The organism is Pseudomonas sp. Van50 (assembly GCF_055390755.1).
Window position 1 is genome coordinate 1,939,475 of sequence record NZ_AP024343.1, and the last position, 19,246, is coordinate 1,958,720.

General features: G+C 61.8%; 17 protein-coding genes. 10 read left to right on the forward strand and 7 right to left on the reverse strand.

What is annotated here, in order from left to right; all coding sequences use genetic code 11:
* The first annotated feature begins 29 nt into the window (after positions 1 to 29).
* The gene (locus tag ACZ5M5_RS08570) at positions 30 to 1,214 is read left to right on the forward strand and encodes a thiolase family protein (protein ID WP_464738896.1); all 1,185 of its coding nucleotides are present in this window, start codon (positions 30 to 32) and stop codon (positions 1,212 to 1,214) included.
* Between the two features lie 177 nt (positions 1,215 to 1,391).
* On the opposite strand, the gene ACZ5M5_RS08575 is transcribed toward ACZ5M5_RS08570, so the two are convergent.
* Positions 1,392 to 1,589, reverse strand: a complete 198-nt coding sequence (locus ACZ5M5_RS08575) for a DUF6316 family protein (RefSeq protein WP_060738608.1) — start codon at positions 1,587 to 1,589, stop codon at positions 1,392 to 1,394.
* 191 nt (positions 1,590 to 1,780) lie between these two features.
* On the opposite strand from ACZ5M5_RS08575, the gene ACZ5M5_RS08580 reads away from it, so the two are divergent.
* Entirely contained in the window at positions 1,781 to 2,743 is a 963-nt protein-coding gene (locus tag ACZ5M5_RS08580) for a DMT family transporter (protein ID WP_041475797.1), read from the forward strand.
* A 185-nt stretch (positions 2,744 to 2,928) separates the two neighbouring features.
* Here ACZ5M5_RS08580 and ACZ5M5_RS08585 read toward each other — a convergent pair whose 3' ends face one another.
* Positions 2,929 to 4,323, reverse strand: a complete 1,395-nt coding sequence (locus ACZ5M5_RS08585) for a class II fumarate hydratase (RefSeq protein ID WP_464738897.1) — start codon at positions 4,321 to 4,323, stop codon at positions 2,929 to 2,931.
* Between the two features lie 202 nt (positions 4,324 to 4,525).
* Here ACZ5M5_RS08585 and ACZ5M5_RS08590 point away from each other — a divergent pair, with 202 nt between their 5' ends.
* From ACZ5M5_RS08590 to ACZ5M5_RS08620, 7 genes are all read left to right on the forward strand, one after another.
* Positions 4,526 to 5,044 carry a DUF2059 domain-containing protein gene (locus tag ACZ5M5_RS08590; protein WP_060738605.1) on the forward strand — a complete coding sequence of 173 codons (519 nt, stop codon included), beginning with the start codon at positions 4,526 to 4,528 and terminating at the stop codon, positions 5,042 to 5,044.
* A 12-nt stretch (positions 5,045 to 5,056) separates the two neighbouring features.
* Positions 5,057 to 5,356: a BolA family protein gene (locus ACZ5M5_RS08595; protein ID WP_060738604.1), complete on the forward strand. Its 300-nt coding sequence runs from the start codon at positions 5,057 to 5,059 to the stop codon at positions 5,354 to 5,356.
* Between the two features lie 270 nt (positions 5,357 to 5,626).
* The gene (gene trhO / locus ACZ5M5_RS08600) at positions 5,627 to 6,568 is read left to right on the forward strand and encodes an oxygen-dependent tRNA uridine(34) hydroxylase TrhO (RefSeq protein WP_192259503.1); all 942 of its coding nucleotides are present in this window, start codon (positions 5,627 to 5,629) and stop codon (positions 6,566 to 6,568) included.
* Positions 6,569 to 6,604: 36 nt separating this feature from the next.
* Positions 6,605 to 7,207 (forward strand): DsbA family protein, encoded by a 603-nt coding sequence (locus tag ACZ5M5_RS08605; protein ID WP_177431752.1) that lies wholly within the window; start codon positions 6,605 to 6,607, stop codon positions 7,205 to 7,207.
* Positions 7,200 to 9,026 (forward strand): ABC transporter ATP-binding protein, encoded by a 1,827-nt coding sequence (locus ACZ5M5_RS08610; RefSeq protein ID WP_060738601.1) that lies wholly within the window; start codon positions 7,200 to 7,202, stop codon positions 9,024 to 9,026. The genes ACZ5M5_RS08605 and ACZ5M5_RS08610 overlap by 8 nt, the downstream gene beginning before the upstream one ends.
* A 181-nt stretch (positions 9,027 to 9,207) precedes the next feature.
* On the forward strand, positions 9,208 to 11,667 hold the full coding sequence (locus ACZ5M5_RS08615; protein ID WP_060738600.1) for an EAL domain-containing protein: 2,460 nt from the start codon (positions 9,208 to 9,210) through the stop codon (positions 11,665 to 11,667).
* Positions 11,668 to 11,745: 78 nt separating this feature from the next.
* Positions 11,746 to 12,516, forward strand: a complete 771-nt coding sequence (locus ACZ5M5_RS08620; protein ID WP_219734601.1) for a TenA family transcriptional regulator — start codon at positions 11,746 to 11,748, stop codon at positions 12,514 to 12,516.
* A 272-nt stretch (positions 12,517 to 12,788) separates the two neighbouring features.
* Here the strand turns inward: ACZ5M5_RS08620 and ACZ5M5_RS08625 are convergent, their stop codons facing one another.
* The 5 genes from ACZ5M5_RS08625 to ACZ5M5_RS08645 all read right to left on the reverse strand — a co-directional run bounded on the left by ACZ5M5_RS08625 (position 12,789) and on the right by ACZ5M5_RS08645 (position 17,755).
* Positions 12,789 to 13,715, reverse strand: a complete 927-nt coding sequence (locus ACZ5M5_RS08625) for a GGDEF domain-containing protein (protein ID WP_060738598.1) — start codon at positions 13,713 to 13,715, stop codon at positions 12,789 to 12,791.
* Between the two features lie 348 nt (positions 13,716 to 14,063).
* Entirely contained in the window at positions 14,064 to 14,804 is a 741-nt protein-coding gene (locus tag ACZ5M5_RS08630) for a YciK family oxidoreductase (protein ID WP_060738597.1), read from the reverse strand.
* A 183-nt stretch (positions 14,805 to 14,987) separates the two neighbouring features.
* Complete coding sequence (gene mupP, locus ACZ5M5_RS08635; protein WP_060738596.1) at positions 14,988 to 15,659, reverse strand: N-acetylmuramic acid 6-phosphate phosphatase MupP; 672 nt, start codon at positions 15,657 to 15,659, stop codon at positions 14,988 to 14,990.
* Between the two features lie 4 nt (positions 15,660 to 15,663).
* Positions 15,664 to 16,362: a bifunctional 2-polyprenyl-6-hydroxyphenol methylase/3-demethylubiquinol 3-O-methyltransferase UbiG gene (gene ubiG / locus ACZ5M5_RS08640; RefSeq protein ID WP_060738595.1), complete on the reverse strand. Its 699-nt coding sequence runs from the start codon at positions 16,360 to 16,362 to the stop codon at positions 15,664 to 15,666.
* A 61-nt stretch (positions 16,363 to 16,423) separates the two neighbouring features.
* The gene (locus ACZ5M5_RS08645; protein ID WP_207281339.1) at positions 16,424 to 17,755 is read right to left on the reverse strand and encodes a TRZ/ATZ family hydrolase; all 1,332 of its coding nucleotides are present in this window, start codon (positions 17,753 to 17,755) and stop codon (positions 16,424 to 16,426) included.
* 106 nt (positions 17,756 to 17,861) lie between these two features.
* Here ACZ5M5_RS08645 and mtnA point away from each other — a divergent pair, with 106 nt between their 5' ends.
* The gene (gene mtnA / locus ACZ5M5_RS08650) at positions 17,862 to 18,938 is read left to right on the forward strand and encodes an S-methyl-5-thioribose-1-phosphate isomerase (protein ID WP_060738593.1); all 1,077 of its coding nucleotides are present in this window, start codon (positions 17,862 to 17,864) and stop codon (positions 18,936 to 18,938) included.
* Positions 18,939 to 19,246: the final 308 nt, after the last annotated feature.

Below are 19,246 nucleotides of genomic sequence, written 5' to 3' on the forward strand. Positions count from 1 at the left end.
TCAACCGACTACAACAATGAGGTACAGCCATGCGTGAAGTGGTGATCGTCGACAGCGTACGGACCGGCCTGGCCAAGTCCTTTCGTGGCAAGTTCAACATGACCCGTCCGGATGACATGGCGGCCCATTGCGTCAATGCCTTGCTGGCGCGCAACGACATCAACCCGGCCAGTGTCGAGGACTGTATCGTCGGGGCCGGGTCCAATGAAGGTGCCCAGGGCTACAACATCGGGCGCAACGTGGCGGTGCTCTCGCAATTGGGCATCGGCACGGCCGGCATGACCCTCAACCGCTTCTGTTCTTCGGGCCTGCAAGCCATTGCCATCGCCGCCAACCAGATCGCTTCCGGTTGCAGCGACATCATCGTGGCCGGCGGGGTGGAGTCCATCAGCCTGACGATGAAAAGCGTCAACACCGACAACCTGATCAACCCGCTGCTCAAGGAGCAGGTGCCCGGGATTTATTTTCCCATGGGCCAGACCGCCGAGATCGTCGCCCGCCGTTACCAGGTCAGCCGCGAGGAGCAGGACCGCTACGCATTGCAGAGCCAGCAACGCACCGCCACGGCCCAGGCGGCGGGGTTGTTCGATGACGAAATCATCCCGATGGCGGTCAAGTACCGGGTCGAGGACAAGAACACGGGTGTCGTGCAGATCCTCGATGGCGTGGTCGATCGTGATGACTGCAACCGTCCCGACACCACCTATGAAAGCCTCGCGGGCCTGAAGCCGGTGTTCGCCGAAGACGGCTCGGTGACGGCGGGCAACTCCTCGCAGTTGTCCGACGGTGCCTCGATGACCTTGGTGATGAGCCTGGAAAAGGCCCTGGCCCTGGGGCTCAAGCCCAAGGCGTTTTTCCGTGGCTTTACGGTGGCCGGTTGCGAGCCGGACGAAATGGGCATCGGCCCGGTGTTTTCGGTGCCCAAGCTGCTCAAGGCCAAGGGCTTGCAGATCGCCGATATCGACCTGTGGGAACTCAACGAGGCGTTCGCTTCCCAGTGCCTGTACAGCCGCGACCGGCTGGAAATCGATCCGCAGAAATACAACGTCAACGGCGGCTCGATCTCCATCGGCCATCCGTTCGGCATGACCGGTTCGCGGCAGGTGGGGCATCTGGTGCGTGAGCTGCAACGGCGCAACCTGCGTTACGGCATCGTGACCATGTGCGTGGGCGGCGGGATGGGGGCTACGGGGTTGTTCGAGGCGGTGGGATAACCACGGGCTTATGGAGGTCGGCGGCTTTTGTGGCCAGGGAGCTTGTGTGGCGAGGGAGCTTGCTCCCGCTCGGCTGCGAAGCAGTCGTTAACCTGTCGATGCGGTTTATTGGCGGGGCAGGGGGGCCGCTTCGCGACCCAGCGGGAGCAAGCTCCCTCGCCACAAGAGAGCGGTGCGCTAGCTGGCGACCTGAGTCAGTTGCAGCATTCGCTGTACGTACGCCTCCACCTCCCGCAACGCATCCTCGCGACTGGCGAATGGCCCTTCCTGGGTGCCTTCCCGGGTATTGAAGTAAAACTCGCCGTTTATCCGGCAAATCCGGTCACTGGGAAAGACCATCGCAGGGGCGAGGTCCTGGGCGCGTTTGCCGAGCATGGGGGGCTCCAAAGAGGTGGCGGGATCAGGTTGAGTGAAGTTTAGGGGCTGGTGCTGACGGCTGCTTGGCGAGCCGATAGGCGGCCATGTGCCATACCCGTAGCCGGTTCAATTAATCCCCAACTGTTCCTGTGTTGCTGGGCGATAGACGCCTAGAATGGGCGTTCTTTGTCTTGGGCTTCGAGGGTTGCATGCACATATCGTCCGGTCGCTGGGTCTACGGCTTGTTCCTTGCCCTGTTGACCGCCCTGCTCTGGGGAATCCTGCCGATCAAGCTCAAGCAAGTGCTGCAAGTGATGGACCCGGTCACCGTGACCTGGTTTCGCTTGCTGGTGTCCGGCGGTTTGCTGTTCATCTATTTGGCGGCCACCCGGCGCCTGCCCAGTCGCAAGGTGCTCGGCCCTCGTGGCGGCTGGCTGGTGGCGATGGCGGTGCTCGGGCTGGTGGGCAACTACGTGTTGTACCTGATGGGCCTGAATCGTTTGAGCCCCGGCACCGCGCAACTGGTGGTGCAGATGGGGCCGATCATGTTGCTGGTCGCCAGCCTGTTCGTGTTCAAGGAGCGGTTCAGCGTGGGGCAGGGCATCGGCCTGCTGGTGTTGCTGATCGGTTTCACGCTGTTTTTCAACCAGCGCCTGGGCGAGTTGCTGACGTCCCTGAGCGACTACACCGCCGGGGTGCTGATGGTGTTGCTGGCGTCGACGGTCTGGACGTTCTATGCCCTGGGCCAGAAGCAATTGTTGACGGTGTGGAACTCGTTGCAGGTGATGATGGTGATCTACCTGTTCTGCGCGCTGCTGCTCACACCCTGGGTGCATCCGTTGGAGGCGCTGCAATTGAGCCCGCTGCAAGGCTGGTTGTTGCTCGCTTGCTGCCTCAACACCCTGATTGCCTATGGCGCGTTCGCCGAAGCCCTGGCCCATTGGGAAGCGTCGCGGGTCAGCGCGACCCTGGCGATCACGCCGCTGGTGACCTTCGCCGCGGTGGCGATGGCGGCCTGGTGGTGGCCTGATTATGTCCATGCCGAGCAGATCAACCTGCTGGGCTATGGCGGGGCGGTGCTGGTGGTCCTGGGGTCGGCGCTGGTCGCCCTGGGGCCCTCGCTGATCGCCGGCCTCAGGGCCCGGCGCGAGCGTTTGGCTGTCGGGCGTTAGCCCCCTGTGGGAGCGAGCCTGCTCGCGATAGCGGCTCACGAGTCAACAGTGATGCCGAGCCTGCCGGGCTCATCGCGAGCAAGCTCGCTCCCACAGTGGATCTTCAGTGGATGTAATGTCGCGGTCCACGTTGCCCTGTGGGAGCGAGCTTGCTCGCGATAGCGCACTATCGATCAAGGCAAAACTCAGCCCTGGCTACCCGCTTCCAGCATATTCTCCGGCCTCACCCAGGCATCGAACTCTTCATCGGTGAGATACCCCAGCTGCAACGCCGCTTCGCGCAAGGTCAGCCCTTCACCGTAGGCTTTCTTGGCGATTTCCGCTGACTTGTCGTAGCCGATGTGCGGGTTCAGCGCGGTCACCAGCATCAACCCACGTTCCAGGTGCGCGGCCATCTGCTCGGCGTCCGGTTCGAGCCCGGCGATGCAGTGCTGCTGGAAGTTGCTGCAGCCATCGGCCAACAGGCGAATCGATTGCAGCAGGTTGTGGATGATCACCGGTTTGAACACGTTCAACTGCAAATGCCCCTGGCTGGCGGCAAAACCGATGGTCACGTCGTTGCCCATGACCTGGCAGGCCAGCATCGACAAGGCTTCGCACTGGGTCGGGTTGACCTTGCCGGGCATGATGGAACTGCCCGGTTCGTTGGCCGGCAATTTCACCTCGGCGAACCCGGCCCGTGGTCCGGAGCCCAGCAGGCGCAGGTCGTTGGCGATTTTCATCAGGGTCACGGCGAGGGTTTTCAGCGCGCCGGACAACGAGGTCAGGGGTTCATGGCCGGCCAACGCGGCAAACTTGTTGGGTGCGGTGACGAACGGCAGGCCCGACAGCGCCGCCAGTTCAGCGGCAATCGCTTCGCCGAACCCATGGGGTGAATTGAGCCCGGTGCCCACTGCCGTGCCGCCCTGGGCCAGTTCGCAGACCGCCGGTAGCGCAGCGCGGATCGCCCGTTCGGCGTAATCGAGTTGGGCAATGAACGCCGACAGTTCCTGGCCAAAGGTGATCGGCGTGGCATCCATCATGTGGGTACGGCCGGTCTTGACCAACTTCATGTGGCGCGCGGCCAGTTCCGCGAGACCGCCGGACAGCTCGCCGATGGCCGGCAACAATTGCTGATGGACGGCCTGGGCGGCGGCGATGTGCATGGCGGTGGGGAAGCAGTCGTTGGAACTCTGCGAACGGTTGACGTGGTCGTTGGGGTGCACCGGGCTCTTGCCGCCGCGGGGGTTGCCGGCCAGTTCGTTGGCGCGTCCGGCGATTACTTCGTTGACGTTCATGTTGCTCTGGGTCCCGCTGCCGGTCTGCCAGACCACCAGCGGGAATTGGTCGTCATGCTGGCCGTCCAGCATTTCGTCGGCGGCCTGTTCGATCAGGCGGGCGATGTCGGCGGGCAGGTCGCCATTGCGATCATTGACCCGCGCGGCGGCCTTCTTGATCAGCGCCAGGGCGTGCAACACCGACAGCGGCATGCGTTCGTTGCCAATGGCGAAGTTGATCATGGAACGCTGCGTCTGCGCGCCCCAGTAGGCGTCGTCCGGGACTTCAACCTGGCCAAGGCTGTCGGTTTCGATACGGCTCATCGGGTCAAACTCCTTAAAGGCTGAATGCGCAGTTTAGGCCCAGATGGGCCGCTCCGGTTCCCTCAATCATCCCTCAATCCAGCAACGGTGGCTTGGGCCCGTCAATCGGACCCGACAACCGTCGGGGTTGAGCCCCAGCGTTTTTTAGGCGCAGAATGGTCGCCCTTGGGGTTTTACCTCGCCTGTAATGAAAGGAAACTCGATGACCCGTCTTCGTGCCATCTGTACCGCAGTTGCTCTGGTGTGTGCCAGCGGCCCTGTTTTCGCCGATACCGCCAGCCACAACGCCAGCGCCGAAGCGTTCCTGACCCTGGCGCACGCTGACAAACTGGGCACTCCGGTGTACATGCAAGTGCAGCAGATGTTTGCCCAGCGCTTTGAACAGACCAAGGCCCCTGAGTCGAAAAAAGCCACCCTGGAAACCTACCAGGCCAAGGCCAATGCCGCGCTGGACCAAGCCATCGGCTGGAACAAGCTAAAGCCGGACATGGTCAAGCTCTACACCAGCAACTTCAACGAATCGGAGCTCAAGGACCTGGTCGCTTTCTACCAGTCGCCATTGGGCAAGAAAGTCCTGGAAAAAATGCCACAGTTGACCCAGCAATCGGCCCAACTGACCCAGGCCAAGCTTGAGAGCGCAGTGCCGGTGGTCAACAAGCTGCTGGCCGACATGACGGCCGAGCTCGAGCCAAAAGCCGCTCCAGCCAAGAAAAAGCCGTAAGCGGAGCCCGGTATGAGCATGCAACAACGCATCGAATCAACGCTTGGGCTATTGCAGCCCGAGCATTTGCAAGTGCTGGATGAAAGCCACATGCACAGCCGTGGCCTGCAGACCCACTTCAAGGCGGTGGTGGTCAGCCAGCAGTTCGAAGGGCTCAATCGTGTCAAGCGTCACCAGAAGGTCTATGGCACGCTGGGCGAGCTGATGGGCGAATTCCATGCGTTGGCGCTGCACACCTACACACCCGAGGAGTGGGCCCGGATCGACGCCGCCCCGGCTTCGCCGACCTGTGCCGGTGGCAGCAAGCACTGAAAGTGGTTGTTTGTCGCGCGGATGCTTGTTGTGGCGAGGGAGCTTGCTCCCGCTGGACCGCGAAGCGGTCCCCTGGAAACTGATCCAGGCGACGGCTTTGCCGCCGAGCGGGAGCAAGCTCCCTCGCCACAATTGGTCCAGCTCCCAGGCGCGTGCAGCTCCTAAAGCCACCGTGTCTTTGCTAGAATCCGCAACGCGCCGCTCACCCGGCGCGTTTTTTTTTCGCATCCGGTTCACCCTTTACGAGGGTAGCCACCTGGAGAAACACCCATGACACAACCCATTGTCGTGGCGGCACTGTATAAGTTCGTCACCCTGGAAGATTACGTCGAGCTGCGTGAGCCCTTGCTCAAGGCCATGCTCGACAACGGCATCAAAGGCACGTTGCTGATCGCCGAGGAAGGCATCAACGGCACGGTCTCCGGCACCCGCGAAGGCATCGACGGCCTGCTGGCCTGGCTCAAGAACGATCCGCGCATGATCGACATCGACCATAAAGAGTCGTATTGCGATGAGCAGCCGTTCTACCGCACCAAGGTCAAGCTCAAGAAAGAAATCGTCACCCTTGGCGTCGAAGGCGTGGACCCGAACAAGCAAGTCGGCACCTACGTCGAACCGCAGGACTGGAACGCGCTGATCAGCGATCCGGAAGTGCTGCTGATCGACACCCGCAACGATTATGAAGTGTCCATCGGCACCTTCGAAGGCGCCATCGACCCCAAGACCACCAGCTTTCGCGAGTTCCCCGAGTACATCAAGGCTCACTTCGACCCGGCCAGGCACAAGAAAGTCGCGATGTTCTGCACCGGTGGTATTCGCTGTGAAAAAGCCTCCAGCTACATGCTCGGCCAGGGGTTCGACGAGGTCTATCACCTCAAGGGCGGCATCCTGAAATACCTCGAAGAGGTCCCTCAGGAAGAAACCAAGTGGCGTGGCGACTGCTTCGTGTTCGATAACCGCGTGACCGTTCGCCACGACCTCAGCGAAGGGGACTACGATCAATGTCACGCTTGTCGTACTCCGGTGAGCGTAGAAGACCGCGCTTCGGAGCACTATGTGCCTGGCATCAGTTGCCCGCATTGCTGGGATAAGCTGAGCGAGAAAACCCGTCGCAGTGCCATCGACCGGCAGAAACAGATCGAGTTGGCCAAGGCGCGCAACATGCCGCACCCGATCGGCTACAACTACAAGCAAACATCTTCCGAGGCTTGAGCCATGACGTCACGCCTGCTCTATGTGATGGACCCGATGTGTTCCTGGTGCTGGGGCTTTGCGCCAGTGGCCGAGGCGTTGGTCGAGCAGGCGCACGCCGCGGGTGTGGAGTTGCACCTGGTGGTGGGCGGTTTGCGCACCGGCAGCGGTTCGGCGCTGGAGCCGACCACCCGGCGCTACATTCTCGAGCACTGGCAGGCCGTGACCCAGGCCACCGGCCAGCCCTTCAAGCTTGAAGGCGCGTTGCCGGATGGTTTCGTCTACGACACCGAACCCGCCTGCCGGGCATTGGTAACGGCCCGCAGCCTGGCCCCGGACCTGGCCTGGACGCTGGTGAAACTAATCCAACAGGCCTTTTATGTACAAGGCCGTGACGTCACCCACGCCAGCGTCCTGGTGGAGCTGGCCGAGCAGGCCGGGCTGCCACGCATCGAATTCGCCGCGGCTTTCGACCGCGCCGACCAACATGCGGCCACCGCAGCGGATTTCACCTGGGTCCAGGATTTGGGTATTGCCGGGTTCCCCACGCTGCTGGCCGAGCGTGACGGCCAGTTGGCCTTGCTGACCAACGGTTACCAGCCCCTGAGCCAGTTGTCGCCCTTGCTTGGCCGCTGGCTGGAGCGCGCGACCTGTGCCTGAGCGACCGTCAGCCCCATCGACCTCGCAGCGCATCGACCGGTTGAGCTGGGCGGAGATCCGTCGCCTGGCCCTCAAACATAAAAAAGCCCTGTGGATCGCCAACGGCGTGGCCGTGCTGGCGACGCTGTGCAGCGTGCCGATTCCGTTGCTGTTGCCGCTGTTGGTGGACGAGGTCCTGCTGGGCCACGGCGATGCGGCCTTGAAGGTCATGAACCATGCCTTGCCCACGGCGTGGCAGAGCGCAGCCGGCTATATCGGGCTGATGTTGCTGGCGACCCTGACCCTGCGCTGTGGCGCCTTGCTGTTCAACGTGGTGCAGGCGCGCTTGTTCGCCAGGCTGGCCAAGGACATTGTCTATCGCATTCGCATCCGCTTGATCGAACGTCTCAAGCGAATCTCCCTGGGCGAGTACGAAAGCCTGGGCAGCGGCACCGTGGCGGCCCACCTGGTCACCGACCTGGACACCCTCGACAAATTCATCGGCGAGACCCTCAGCCGTTTCCTGGTGGCGATGCTGACCCTGGTGGGCACCGCCGGGATCCTGGTGTGGATGCACTGGGAACTGGCGCTGCTGATCCTGCTGTTCAACCCGCTGGTGATCTACGCCACGGTGCAACTGGGCAAGCGGGTCAAACACCTCAAGAAACTGGAGAACGACAGCACCTCGCGCTTCACCCAGGCCTTGACCGAAACCCTGGATGCCATCCAGGAAGTGCGCGCCGGCAACCGCCAGGGTTACTTTCTTGGCCGATTGGGGATGCGTGCCAAGGAGGTCCGCGATTACGCCGTGAATTCACAGTGGAAAACCGACGCCTCGAACCGCGCCAGTGGTTTGCTGTTCCAGTTCGGCATCGATATTTTCCGCGCGGCGGCCATGCTCACCGTGGTGTTTTCCGACCTGTCCATCGGCCAGATGCTGGCGGTGTTCAGCTACCTCTGGTTCATGATCGGTCCGGTCGAGCAACTGTTGAACTTGCAGTATGCCTATTACGCGGCCGGCGGCGCCTTGAACCGGATCAACGAACTGCTGGCCCGGGCTGACGAGCCCCAGTACACGGGGGGCGTCGATCCGTTCAAGGGCCGTGACACCGTGGGCATCGAAATCCAGGGGTTGAGTTTCGGTTACGGCGAGGAGCTGGTGCTCGACCAGTTGAACCTGTCCATTTCCCCGGGCGAGAAAGTCGCCATCGTCGGGGCCAGTGGCGGCGGCAAGAGCACCTTGGTGCAGTTGCTGCTGGGGCTGTACACGCCACAGTCGGGCAGCATTCGTTTCGGCGGCGCCACGCAGCAGGAGATCGGCCTGGAAACCATTCGGGAGAATGTTGCAGTGGTGTTGCAACATCCGGCGCTGTTCAACGACACGGTACGGGCCAACCTGGCCATGGGCCGTGAGTGCAGCGACGACGATTGCTGGCGGGCATTGGAAATCGCCCAGCTCGACGCCACGGTACGGGCGCTGCCCCAGGGCCTGGAAAGCGTTGTAGGGCGTTCCGGGGTTCGGCTGTCGGGCGGACAGCGCCAACGGCTGGCCATCGCCCGCATGGTACTGGCCGACCCACGGGTGGTGATTCTCGACGAAGCCACCTCGGCATTGGACGCAGCCACCGAGTACAACCTTCACCAGGCACTGGCGCGTTTTTTGAGCGCACGCACCACGTTGATCATCGCCCACCGGCTTTCGGCGGTGAAGCAGGCCGATCGGGTATTGGTGTTCGACGGTGGGCAAGTCGCCGAAGACGGCGACCATTTGCAGTTGATTGCCGACGGGGGCCTCTACGCTCGACTCTACGGTCATTTGCAACAGATACAACAGCCTTGAGTTTCCCGCCGTTTTCTGTGCTTAGTATCGGAAAAAACAGGCAAACCCGCCGATTCTTCCAAATTCCACGCAAAGATCTCTTCATCCATTCATTCTATGGGTCGAAAACTAGCCTAGGCTGTTGAGTCAGGAGCGGAATTCTGGCGGGTGTTCGTCCGGCAGTACCTGTGCAAGGGACCTCATGAAGCAAAAGCAGACTCTCGGAACACCACGGCTGCTGGGCATCGTCTGGCCCTTTATTGCCGTTGTGCTATTTCAGGCATTGCTTGGCGGCGTCAGCCTTTACGTGCTTTCCGCAGTCCGCGGCTATGTAGCGGGGGAGAGTCTCTGGTCCAAGGGCCAGAAAGACGCGATCTATTACCTCAACCTCTACGCCGACAGCCGTGACGAGGCGATTTTTCGCAAATACCAGCAAGCCATCGCCGTACCCGAGGGTGGCCATGAGCTGCGGGTAGCGCTGGACCGCCAACCGCCGAACCTGGAAGCGGCGCGGGCCGGCATCCTCAAGGGCGGCAATCATCCGGACGATGTGGCCAGCGTGATCTGGCTTTATCTGAATTTCCGTCACTTCAGTTACCTGGAAGAAGCCATCGATCTCTGGACGGTGGGTGATGGCTACCTGACCGAACTGGATAACGTCGCCCGGCAGATGCACAGCAGTATTGTCGCGGGCCAGGCGTCAGAGGTGGATATTCGCGGCTGGAAGGCCCAGATCTTTGCGATCAACGATTCCGTCACCCCGGCTGCCAAGGCGTTCAGCGACGCCTTGGGCGAGGGGTCGCGTTTCATCCTGCGGCTCTTGCTGGTGACCAATTTCGCCACCGCCCTGGGGTTGATCGTCCTGGCGTTGTTGCGTACCCATAAACTGCTGGCCCAGCGGCAGGTGTTCGCCAATGCGCTGCAGATGGAGAAAGAGCGGGCACAGATCACCCTGCAATCCATCGGTGATGGGGTGATCACCACCGACGTGGAGGGGGGCATCGCCTACATGAACCCCGCCGCCGAAGCGATGACCCATTGGAAGGCCGAGCACGCCACGGGCTTGCCCCTGGCGGCGCTGTTCAATTTGCTCGATGACAATGCCCAGACCGAAGGGCTGACCCTGATCGAGCACATCCTCAGCGGTCGGCTCAGCGGCGCCAGTGAACATTCGAAACTGATCCAGCGCCTGGATGGCAGCACCGTGTCGGTCACCCTGGTGGGCGCGCCGATCCGCCATGCGGGCAAGGTCAGTGGCGCCGTGCTGGTGCTGCATGACATGACCCAGGAGCGGCAATACATCGCCAACCTGTCATGGCAGGCCACCCATGACGCCCTGACTGGCCTGGCCAACCGCCGGGAGTTCGAGTATCGCCTCGAGCAGGCCTTGCACAACCTCACTCGCCAGATCGGGCGCCATGCCTTGATGTTTCTCGACCTGGATCAGTTCAAGCTGGTCAACGACACCTGCGGTCATGCGGCGGGTGACGAATTGTTGCGGCATATCTGCGCCTTGCTGCAGTCGGGGTTGCGGGAAAATGACACCCTGGCCCGATTGGGTGGCGATGAGTTCGGGATCCTGCTGGAGAACTGTTCGCCGGAGGCGGCGGAAAAAATCGCCGAAGGGCTGCGCCAGACCGTGCAGAACCTGCACTTTGTCTGGAAGGGCCGGCCGTTCGTGACCACCGTGAGCATCGGCCTGGTGCATATCGCCCAGACCCCGACGACCCTGGAGGCTTCCCTGCGGGCCGCCGACATGGCCTGTTACATGGCCAAGGAAAAGGGGCGCAACCGGGTCCAGGTCTATCATGCCGACGACTCGGAGTTGTCCCTGCGCTTTGGCGAGATGGCCTGGGTCCAGCGCTTGCACATGGCCCTGGAGGAAAACCGCTTTTGCCTGTATGCCCAGGAAATCGCCGCGCTGGGGCCGGGCGATCATGGTGGCGGGCACATTGAAATCCTGTTGCGCCTGCATGACGAAGCCGGGCGGATGATCCTGCCGGACAGCTTCATTCCCGCGGCGGAACGCTACGGGCTGATGACGTCCCTGGACCGTTGGGTGGTGGAGAATGTCTTCAAGATTATCCGCCAGTGCCTGAATGAATCGCGGCAGGGGCCCATGGCGATGTGTGCGATTAATCTGTCAGGCACAACTATCGGAGATCAGGCGTTCCTCGACTTCCTGCGTAAACAGTTCGTGGCCTACTCGATTCCGCCGGAAATGATTTGTTTTGAAATTACAGAGACCAGCGCTATTTCGAATTTGGGCAGTGCGATCCGCTTTATCAATGAACTCAAGAGCTTGGGCTGCTATTTCTCTCTGGATGACTTTTGCGCCGGAATGTCTTCATTCGCTTACCTGAAACATTTACCTGTAGACTTCTTGAAGATCGACGGGAGTTTCGTAAAGGATATGCTGGACGACCCGATTAACCGTGCAATGGTCGAAGTGATCAATCACATCGGTCACGTCATGGGTAAGCGCACGATTGCCGAGTTCGTTGAAACCGCCCAGATCGAGCAGGCATTGCTGGAGATAGGGGTGGACTTCGCTCAGGGGTATGTGATCGAACGCCCGCAATTGTTTACCTGCGACACGTTGCAATGTCGGCCGGCCCGGCCCCAGCCGCTGTTATTCAAGGCCCCCGGCACGTTCCGCTGAACCTCTTGTTGATCCGAGAAAATCACAATCAAAAGGAGCCCGACAGTGATCGACACATTCAACCGAACAGGCCCGCTCATGGACGCCACAAGCTATCCGAAATGGGCACAGCAGCTCATTACCGATTGCAGCGAGAGCAAGCGCCGGGTTGTCGAACACGAACTGTATCAGCGCATGCGCGACAACAAGCTCAGCGCCAAGACCATGCGCCACTACCTCATTGGTGGTTGGCCGGTCGTCGAACAGTTCGCTTTATACATGGCACAGAACCTCACCAAGACCCGCTTTGCCCGCCACCCCGGCGAGGACATGGCGCGTCGCTGGCTGATGCGCAACATTCGTGTCGAACTCAACCATGCCGACTACTGGGTCAACTGGAGCGCCGCCCATGGCGTGACCCTGGAAGACCTGCAAGCCCAGCAGGTACCGCCTGAGCTGCACGCCTTGAGCCACTGGTGCTGGCACACCAGTTCCTCGGACTCGTTGATCGTGGCCATCGCCGCGACCAACTACGCCATCGAGGGCGCCACGGGAGAGTGGTCGGCGCTGGTGTGTTCCAACGGTGTCTACGCGGCCGCTTTCGCCGAGGAAGACCGCAAGCGGGCCATGAAGTGGCTGAAGATGCATGCCCAGTACGACGATGCCCATCCTTGGGAAGCCCTGGAAATCATCTGTACGCTGGCGGGGATGAACCCGAGCAAGGCGCTGCAAACGGAACTGCGCCAGGCCGTGTGCAAGAGCTATGACTACATGTACCTGTTCCTGGAACGTTGCATGCAGCTGGAACAGGCGGAGCCTGCCAGCAGGGCGTCAGCCACCCGTGAGCGTCTGGCACTGGCCGGTAGCTGATTACTACCGCTACAGATAGCCACAACCTGTGGGAGCGAGCCTGCTCGCGAAGAGGTCTGACAGTCGACGGGGAGGTTGACTGCCAGGCCGCTATCGCGAGCAAGCCCGCTCCCACAGTTGTTTTGGATGAGTGCTGGCTTCAGGTTCACCCCAAATCCCTGTGGGAGCGAGCTTGCTCGCGATAGCGGTGGGTCAGTTCGCGCAGATGTTGGATGTGCTGCCGTCATCGCGAGCAAGCTCGCTCCCACACAAGCTCGCCCCCACAGTGGTTTTCAGCCGGCCATCGCCAGCCGATTGCGGCCTTCGCGCTTGGCTACGTACAGCGCGCTGTCGGCCCTGCGCAGCAGGCTTTCCGAGGATTCCCCCGGTAGCAGGGTGGCGCACCCCAGGCTGACCGTCAGCTCGATCCTTGTGCCTGTGGCGAAGTAATCCTGGGCCTGGGCGGCATAACGCAGTCGTTCACCGACCATGGCGGCGGCATCCCGGCTGGTATTGGCCAGCAGGATCAGAAATTCTTCACCACCGAACCTGAACACCATGTCCACATTGCGCAGTTGGCCCTTGATCGACTCGGCCACGGCCTTGAGCACTTCGTCGCCAACACCGTGACCATGGCTGTCGTTGATGCGCTTGAAATGATCGATATCGAGCATCAGCACCGACAAGGGTTGCGAATGACGCTTGGCCATGTCGATTTCCCGCATCAGGGTCTGGTCCATGGCGATGCGGTTGCCGGTGCCGGTCAGCGGATCGCGCAGGGCGCTTTGGGTCGCGGCGCGGTAGAGCAGCGCGTTGCGCAGTGGATAGAGCAGCGTCGACATGATGGATTCGAGGTCGCTCTGTTCCGCCTCGGAGAAACGTTGGTTACGGCGGAATACCAGTTCACCCAGGTGTTCGCCTTCATGGCTGAGGTTGTAGCTGAGGGTGTGATGCCCGCGTTGCCCGAACTCCAGGCGCAGGTCACTGGCCTTGTGCTGATAGGCCAACGCATCCAGGGGCACCAGTCGCTGAATTTCCCGGAAAAACAGGCCCAGGATGCGCTGTGGCTCCAGGCTGGTCTGTAGTTGCTGGCTCAGTTGCTGGCGCAATTGCGACAGACTGACGGAGCGTGCAGGGAGCGGCGCTGGCTGAGTCAGGCCCAAACGCTGCAATTTGGCGCTGTCGAAGTCGAACGCGTTGATCTGGTTGGGCGTTTTCATATGGCGTTAGCCCCTAAGCTAAATCTGTCCCGACAGGTTGGGTGTGGCGGCTTTGGGCTGCACGTCGTACTGGTCCTTCAGTCCCGTAGGACACCTGATTTGAGTCTAGTCCGCTTCCATGGCAGGCATAAGTCTCGTCTCAACGTCCATTACCTGCCGAACATGGCATGTTTGAAGAGGTTAGAGCGAAAGTCGTGCCATTCGGTTCACTTGCGTAAAAACCGATTAGAAATCAATGAATTGATAGCGAGTCGCGAATGCAGGGGCGACGTGGCCTTGGCGGTTCGCCTGGTTTGGCGTCGACCGGGGCCGGCATCGCGACGGTAAATCGTCGCGATGCCGGCTTCATTATTGTGCGTTGAACGCCTGACCGTTGACGCCGGTGCTGTCCGGGCCCATGAGGTACAGGTAGACCGGCATGATCGCTTCGGGCGTCGGATTGTTGAGCGGGTTTTCTCCCGGGTAGGCCTGGGCGCGCATGCTGGTGCGGGTGGCGCCGGGGTTGATGCTGTTGGCGCGCACGGCGGCGACGGTATCGACTTCGTCGGCCAGGGTCTGCATCAGCCCCTCGGTGGCGAACTTGGACACGCCATAGGCGCCCCAGTAGGCCCGGCCCTTGCGGCCGACGCTGCTGGAGGTGAACACCACGGACGCATCCTTGGAGAGCTTGAGCAGCGGCAGCAAGGTGCTGGTGAGCATGAACATCGCGTTGACGTTGACGTGCATCACCCGCATGAAGTTCTCACCGGACAACTGTTCCAGTGGCGTACGTGGGCCGATGATCGAGGCGTTGTGCAGCAAGCCGTCCAGATGACCGAACTCGGTTTCGATCATCGCCGCCAGTTCATCGTACTGATGAGGCAGTGCGGTTTCGAGGTTGAACGGGATCACCGCTGGCTGCGGATGACCGGCCGCTTCGATTTCATCGTAGACCTGGGTCAGGTTGGCTTCGGTCTTGCCCAGCAGCAGTACGGTGGCACCGTGGGCGGCGTAGGTTTTCGCCGCAGCGGCACCGATCCCGCGACCGGCGCCGGTGACCAGGATCACCCGGCCATTGAGCAGGTCGGGACGGGCGGAATAATCAAACATAAAAAACCTCAACAATTAGAGCGGCACAGTACCGGTGACGAGGAAGCTTTTGTGGCAAAGAGGCTTTTGTGGCGAGGGAGCTTGCTCCCGCTCGGCGGCGCAGCCGTCGTCCAGGGGACCGCTTCGCGCTCCAGCGGGAGCAAGCTCCCTCGCCACAAGGGCGGTAGCATCGATTCCGTCAGTTCAGCAACTGCACAACGCGTTATCCAGCACTTCGCGCAGCGCCGAGGGGTGGTCGATCACCACATCCGCGCCCCAGTGCCTGGGGTTGTCGTCCGGGTGGATGTAGCCGTAGGTCACCGCGCAGGTCTTGGTGCCGGCGCTGCGGCCGGACTCGATGTCCCGCAGGTCATCGCCCACGAACAGCACGCTGGCCGGGTCCAGGTCGAGCATCTTGCAGGCCAGGGTCAGCGGTTCCGGGTCCGGCTTGCTGTTTTTCACGTGGTCAGGGCAGATCAGCACTTTCGAACGCTCGGCCAGGCCCAGTTGCTGCATGATCGGTTCGGCGAAACGCACGGGCTTGTTGGTGACCACGCCCCAGATCAGGTTGGCCGCTTCGATATCGGCCAGCACTTCGGCCATGCCGTCGAACAAGTGGCTGTGGACCGCACAACCCTTGAGGTAGCGGTCGAGGAACTCCTGGCGCAATTCCTCGAACCCTGGTGATTCCGGGTCCATGGAGAAGGTCACCGCGACCATCGCCCGGGCGCCGCCGGAAATCTCGTCACGAATGTGTTGGGTGTTCATCGGTGGCAAGCCGCGGTCGGCGCGCATGGCCTGGCAGATGGCGATGAAGTCCGGCGCGGTGTCGAGCAGCGTGCCGTCCATGTCGAAGAGAACCGCTTTGAGACGCATCGCCTTACTCCTCGCGCAGGGTCTGGATCATGTAGTTGACGTCAACGTCGGCGGCCAGCTTGTAGTGCTTGGTCAATGGGTTGTAGGTCAGGCCGATGATGTCCTTGACGGTCAGCCCGGCCGCGCGGCTCCAGGCGCCCAGCTCGGAAGGGCGGATGAATTTCTTGAAGTCGTGGGTGCCCCGTGGCAGCAGCTTCATGATGTATTCGGCGCCGATGATGGCGAACAGGTAGGCCTTCGGGTTGCGGTTGATGGTGGAGAAGAACACCTGGCCGCCCGGCTTGACCATGCTAAAGCAAGCGCGGATGACCGAGGACGGGTCCGGCACGTGTTCGAGCATTTCCAGGCAGGTGACCACGTCGAATTGGCCGGGCATTTCTTCGGCCAGGGCTTCGGCGGTGATCTGCCGGTATTCCACGCTGACGCCGGACTCCAATTGATGCAGTTGCGCCACCGCCAGCGGCGCTTCGCCCATGTCGATGCCCATCACCGTCGCCCCGCGCTGGGCCATGGCCTCACTGAGGATGCCGCCACCGCAACCGACGTCGAGGACCTTCTTGCCGGCCAGGTTGACCCGTTCGTCAATCCAGTTGACCCGCAGCGGGTTGATGTCGTGCAGCGGTTTGAATTCGCTTTCACGGTCCCACCAGCGATGGGCCAGGGCTTCGAACTTGGCGATTTCGGCGTGGTCGACGTTGCTCATGTGCAGATCCTCGAAAAGCTTGAAAAATCAGATGCCCCGAGCCGTGGCTCCAGGGGCGTGGTCATTCGTTGTGGCCGCTGATGCGCCGACCCCAGGCCTGGGCCGTGGCGATCAGTGTCGGTTCGTCCATGCGGGTCAGCCGGCCATCCTCCAGTAACGGCTTGCCGCCTACCCACAAGTGTTTGACGCAATCGCGGCCGGTGGCATAAATCAGTTGCGACACCGGGTCGTAGATCGGCTGCTGGGCCAGGCCTGACAGGTCGAAGGCCACCAGGTCGGCGGCCTTGCCGACTTCCAGGGAGCCGACGGTCGCTTCGATGCCCAGCGCCCGAGCGCCATTGAGCGTGGCCATGCGCAGCGCCCGATGGGCATCCAGGGCCGTGGCCGAACCAGCGACGGCCTTGGCCAGCAGGGCGGCGGTGCGGGTTTCGCCGAGCAGGTCCAGGTCGTTGTTGCTCGCCGCACCATCGGTGCCGAGGGCGACATTGACGCCGGCTTGCCACAGGCGTTCCACCGGGCAGAAACCGCTGGCCAGCTTCAGGTTCGATTCCGGGCAATGGATCACGCTGCAATTGCTTTCTACCAGCAGGGCCTGGTCCTCGTCGCTGATCTGAGTCATGTGCACGGCCTGGAAGCGTGGCCCCAGCAGGCCAAGGCGTCCCAGGCGAGCCATTGGCCGCTCAGCGGTGTTATCCACAGCCTGCTGCACTTCGAAGGCGGTTTCGTGAACATGCATATGAATGGCCGCGTCCAGTTCCTCGGCGATCACGCGGATTTTCTCCAGGTTCTCGTCGCCTACCGTATAGGGCGCGTGCGGGCCGAATGCGACTTTGATCCGCGGATGGTGCTTGAGGTCGCCAAACAACTCGATGCCCTGACGAATGGCGTCGTCGGCGCTGGCCGCACCGGGGATCGGAAAGTCGAGGATCGGAATGGCGATTTGCGCGCGAATACCGCTGTCGTGGACGCACTCGCTGGCGATCTTGGGGTAGAAATACATGTCGGAGAAGCAGGTGATGCCACCCTTGATCTGCTCGGCGATTGCCAGGTCGGTGCCATCCCGGACGAAATCTTCATCGACCCATTTGGCTTCAGCCGGCCAGATGTGCTGTTCCAGCCAGGTCATCAAGGGCAGGTCGTCGGCCAGGCCGCGAAAAAGGGTCATGGCCGCGTGGCCGTGGGCGTTGATCAGGCCGGGGCTGAGCAGCATGCCGGGCAGTTCACGGACCTCGGTGGCGTCACACTTCAGGGCTTCTGCCCGTGGACCGATGAACACGATGCAACCGTCGCGAATGCCCAGGCCATGGTCCTTGAGCACTACACCGGCGGGTTCGACAGGCACCAACCAGGTCGGCAGCAATAATAAGTCGAGCGCAACGGCAGGCTTGGGCATCGTGGAACGGTTCCATGGGGTATAAAGGATGGCGAAGTATACCCGAGCGTCTTCGCGGAGGGATCGCTATAATCGGCGGCTTTTGTTCATGAGTACGGGGTGAAGGATGCGCGATCGACTATTGGCTGCGGAGAAGGTGAAGGCCATCGATTGGCGTGATGGCGTCCTGTACCTGCTGGACCAGCGTATCTTGCCGTTCGAGGAAAGCTGGATCGCCTGCACCCGTGTCGCCGATGTGGCCGAGGCCATTGGCTCGATGGCCGTGCGCGGCGCGCCGGTCATCGGCATCAGTGCGGCGTATGGCGTGGTGCTGGCGGCGCGGGCCAGGATGGCCGAAGGCGGCGATTGGCAAGCGGCCCTGGAGGCCGATTTTGCCTTGCTGGCCGAGGCCCGGCCGACGGCGGCGAACCTGTTCTGGGCGCTGGATCGAATGCGCGACCGGCTGGGGCGCTTGAAAGAGCATGCCGAGCCGCTGGCGGTGCTCGAGGCTGAAGCCATCGCGATCCACGTGAGCGATCGCGAAGCCAACCTGACCATGGCCCAGTTGGGGGTCGACCTGATCCGCAAGCACCAGGGCAATGCCCAGGCGATTCTCACCCATTGCAACACCGGCGCCCTGGCCACCGGCGGTTTTGGTACGGCCTTGGGGGTTATCCGGGGTGCGTATATCGAAGGCATGGTGGAGCGCGTCTATGCCGACGAAACCCGGCCGTGGTTGCAAGGCTCGCGCCTGACGGCGTGGGAACTGGCCCGCGAAGGCATTCCGGTGACCCTCAACGCCGATTCCGCCGCTGCCCATATCATGAAGACCAAGGGTGTGACCTGGGTGATCGTCGGTGCCGATTGCATCGCCGCCAATGGTGACGTGGCGAACAAGATCGGCACTTATCAGATGGCGGTCTGTGCCATGCACCATGGCGTGCGTTTCATGGTGGTGGCGCCGAGCTCGATCATCGACATGAGCCTGGCCAGCGGTGAAGACATCCCGGCGGAGGAGTGCGACGGGCGCGAACTGCTGGAAATCGGCGGCAGGGAGCTCGACGCGCAGGTGGGTGCCTTCAACCCGGTCTTCGATATCACCCCGGCGGACCTGATCGATGTCATCGTCACGGAAAAGGGCATCGTCGAGCGCCCGGACACCGCGAAGCTGGCGCAGTTGATGTGCCGCAAGCGGTTGCACTGATGGTTTGTGCTGTCTGACCTGTCGCCATCGCGAGCAAGCTCGCTCCCACATTGGATCGGGTCGTGGCGGAAATCTCGAGCGTGCACAGATCCCTGTGGGAGCGAGCTTGCTCGCGATGAGGCCCTTAAAGGCAACAAATCCCTTGCATTTGGCCCCTGAATCTCTATCGGCAGTGCTTCTAAGCCCCTCTGGTCCCATATCAGCCTGTCACCGGTCAACTAACTACGCACCATGCGCATCTGGGGGATAGGTGCGTGGCGGCTCTTGTGATAACATCCGGCGGTTTCCAGGGCTGCCTCGCGAGGTGG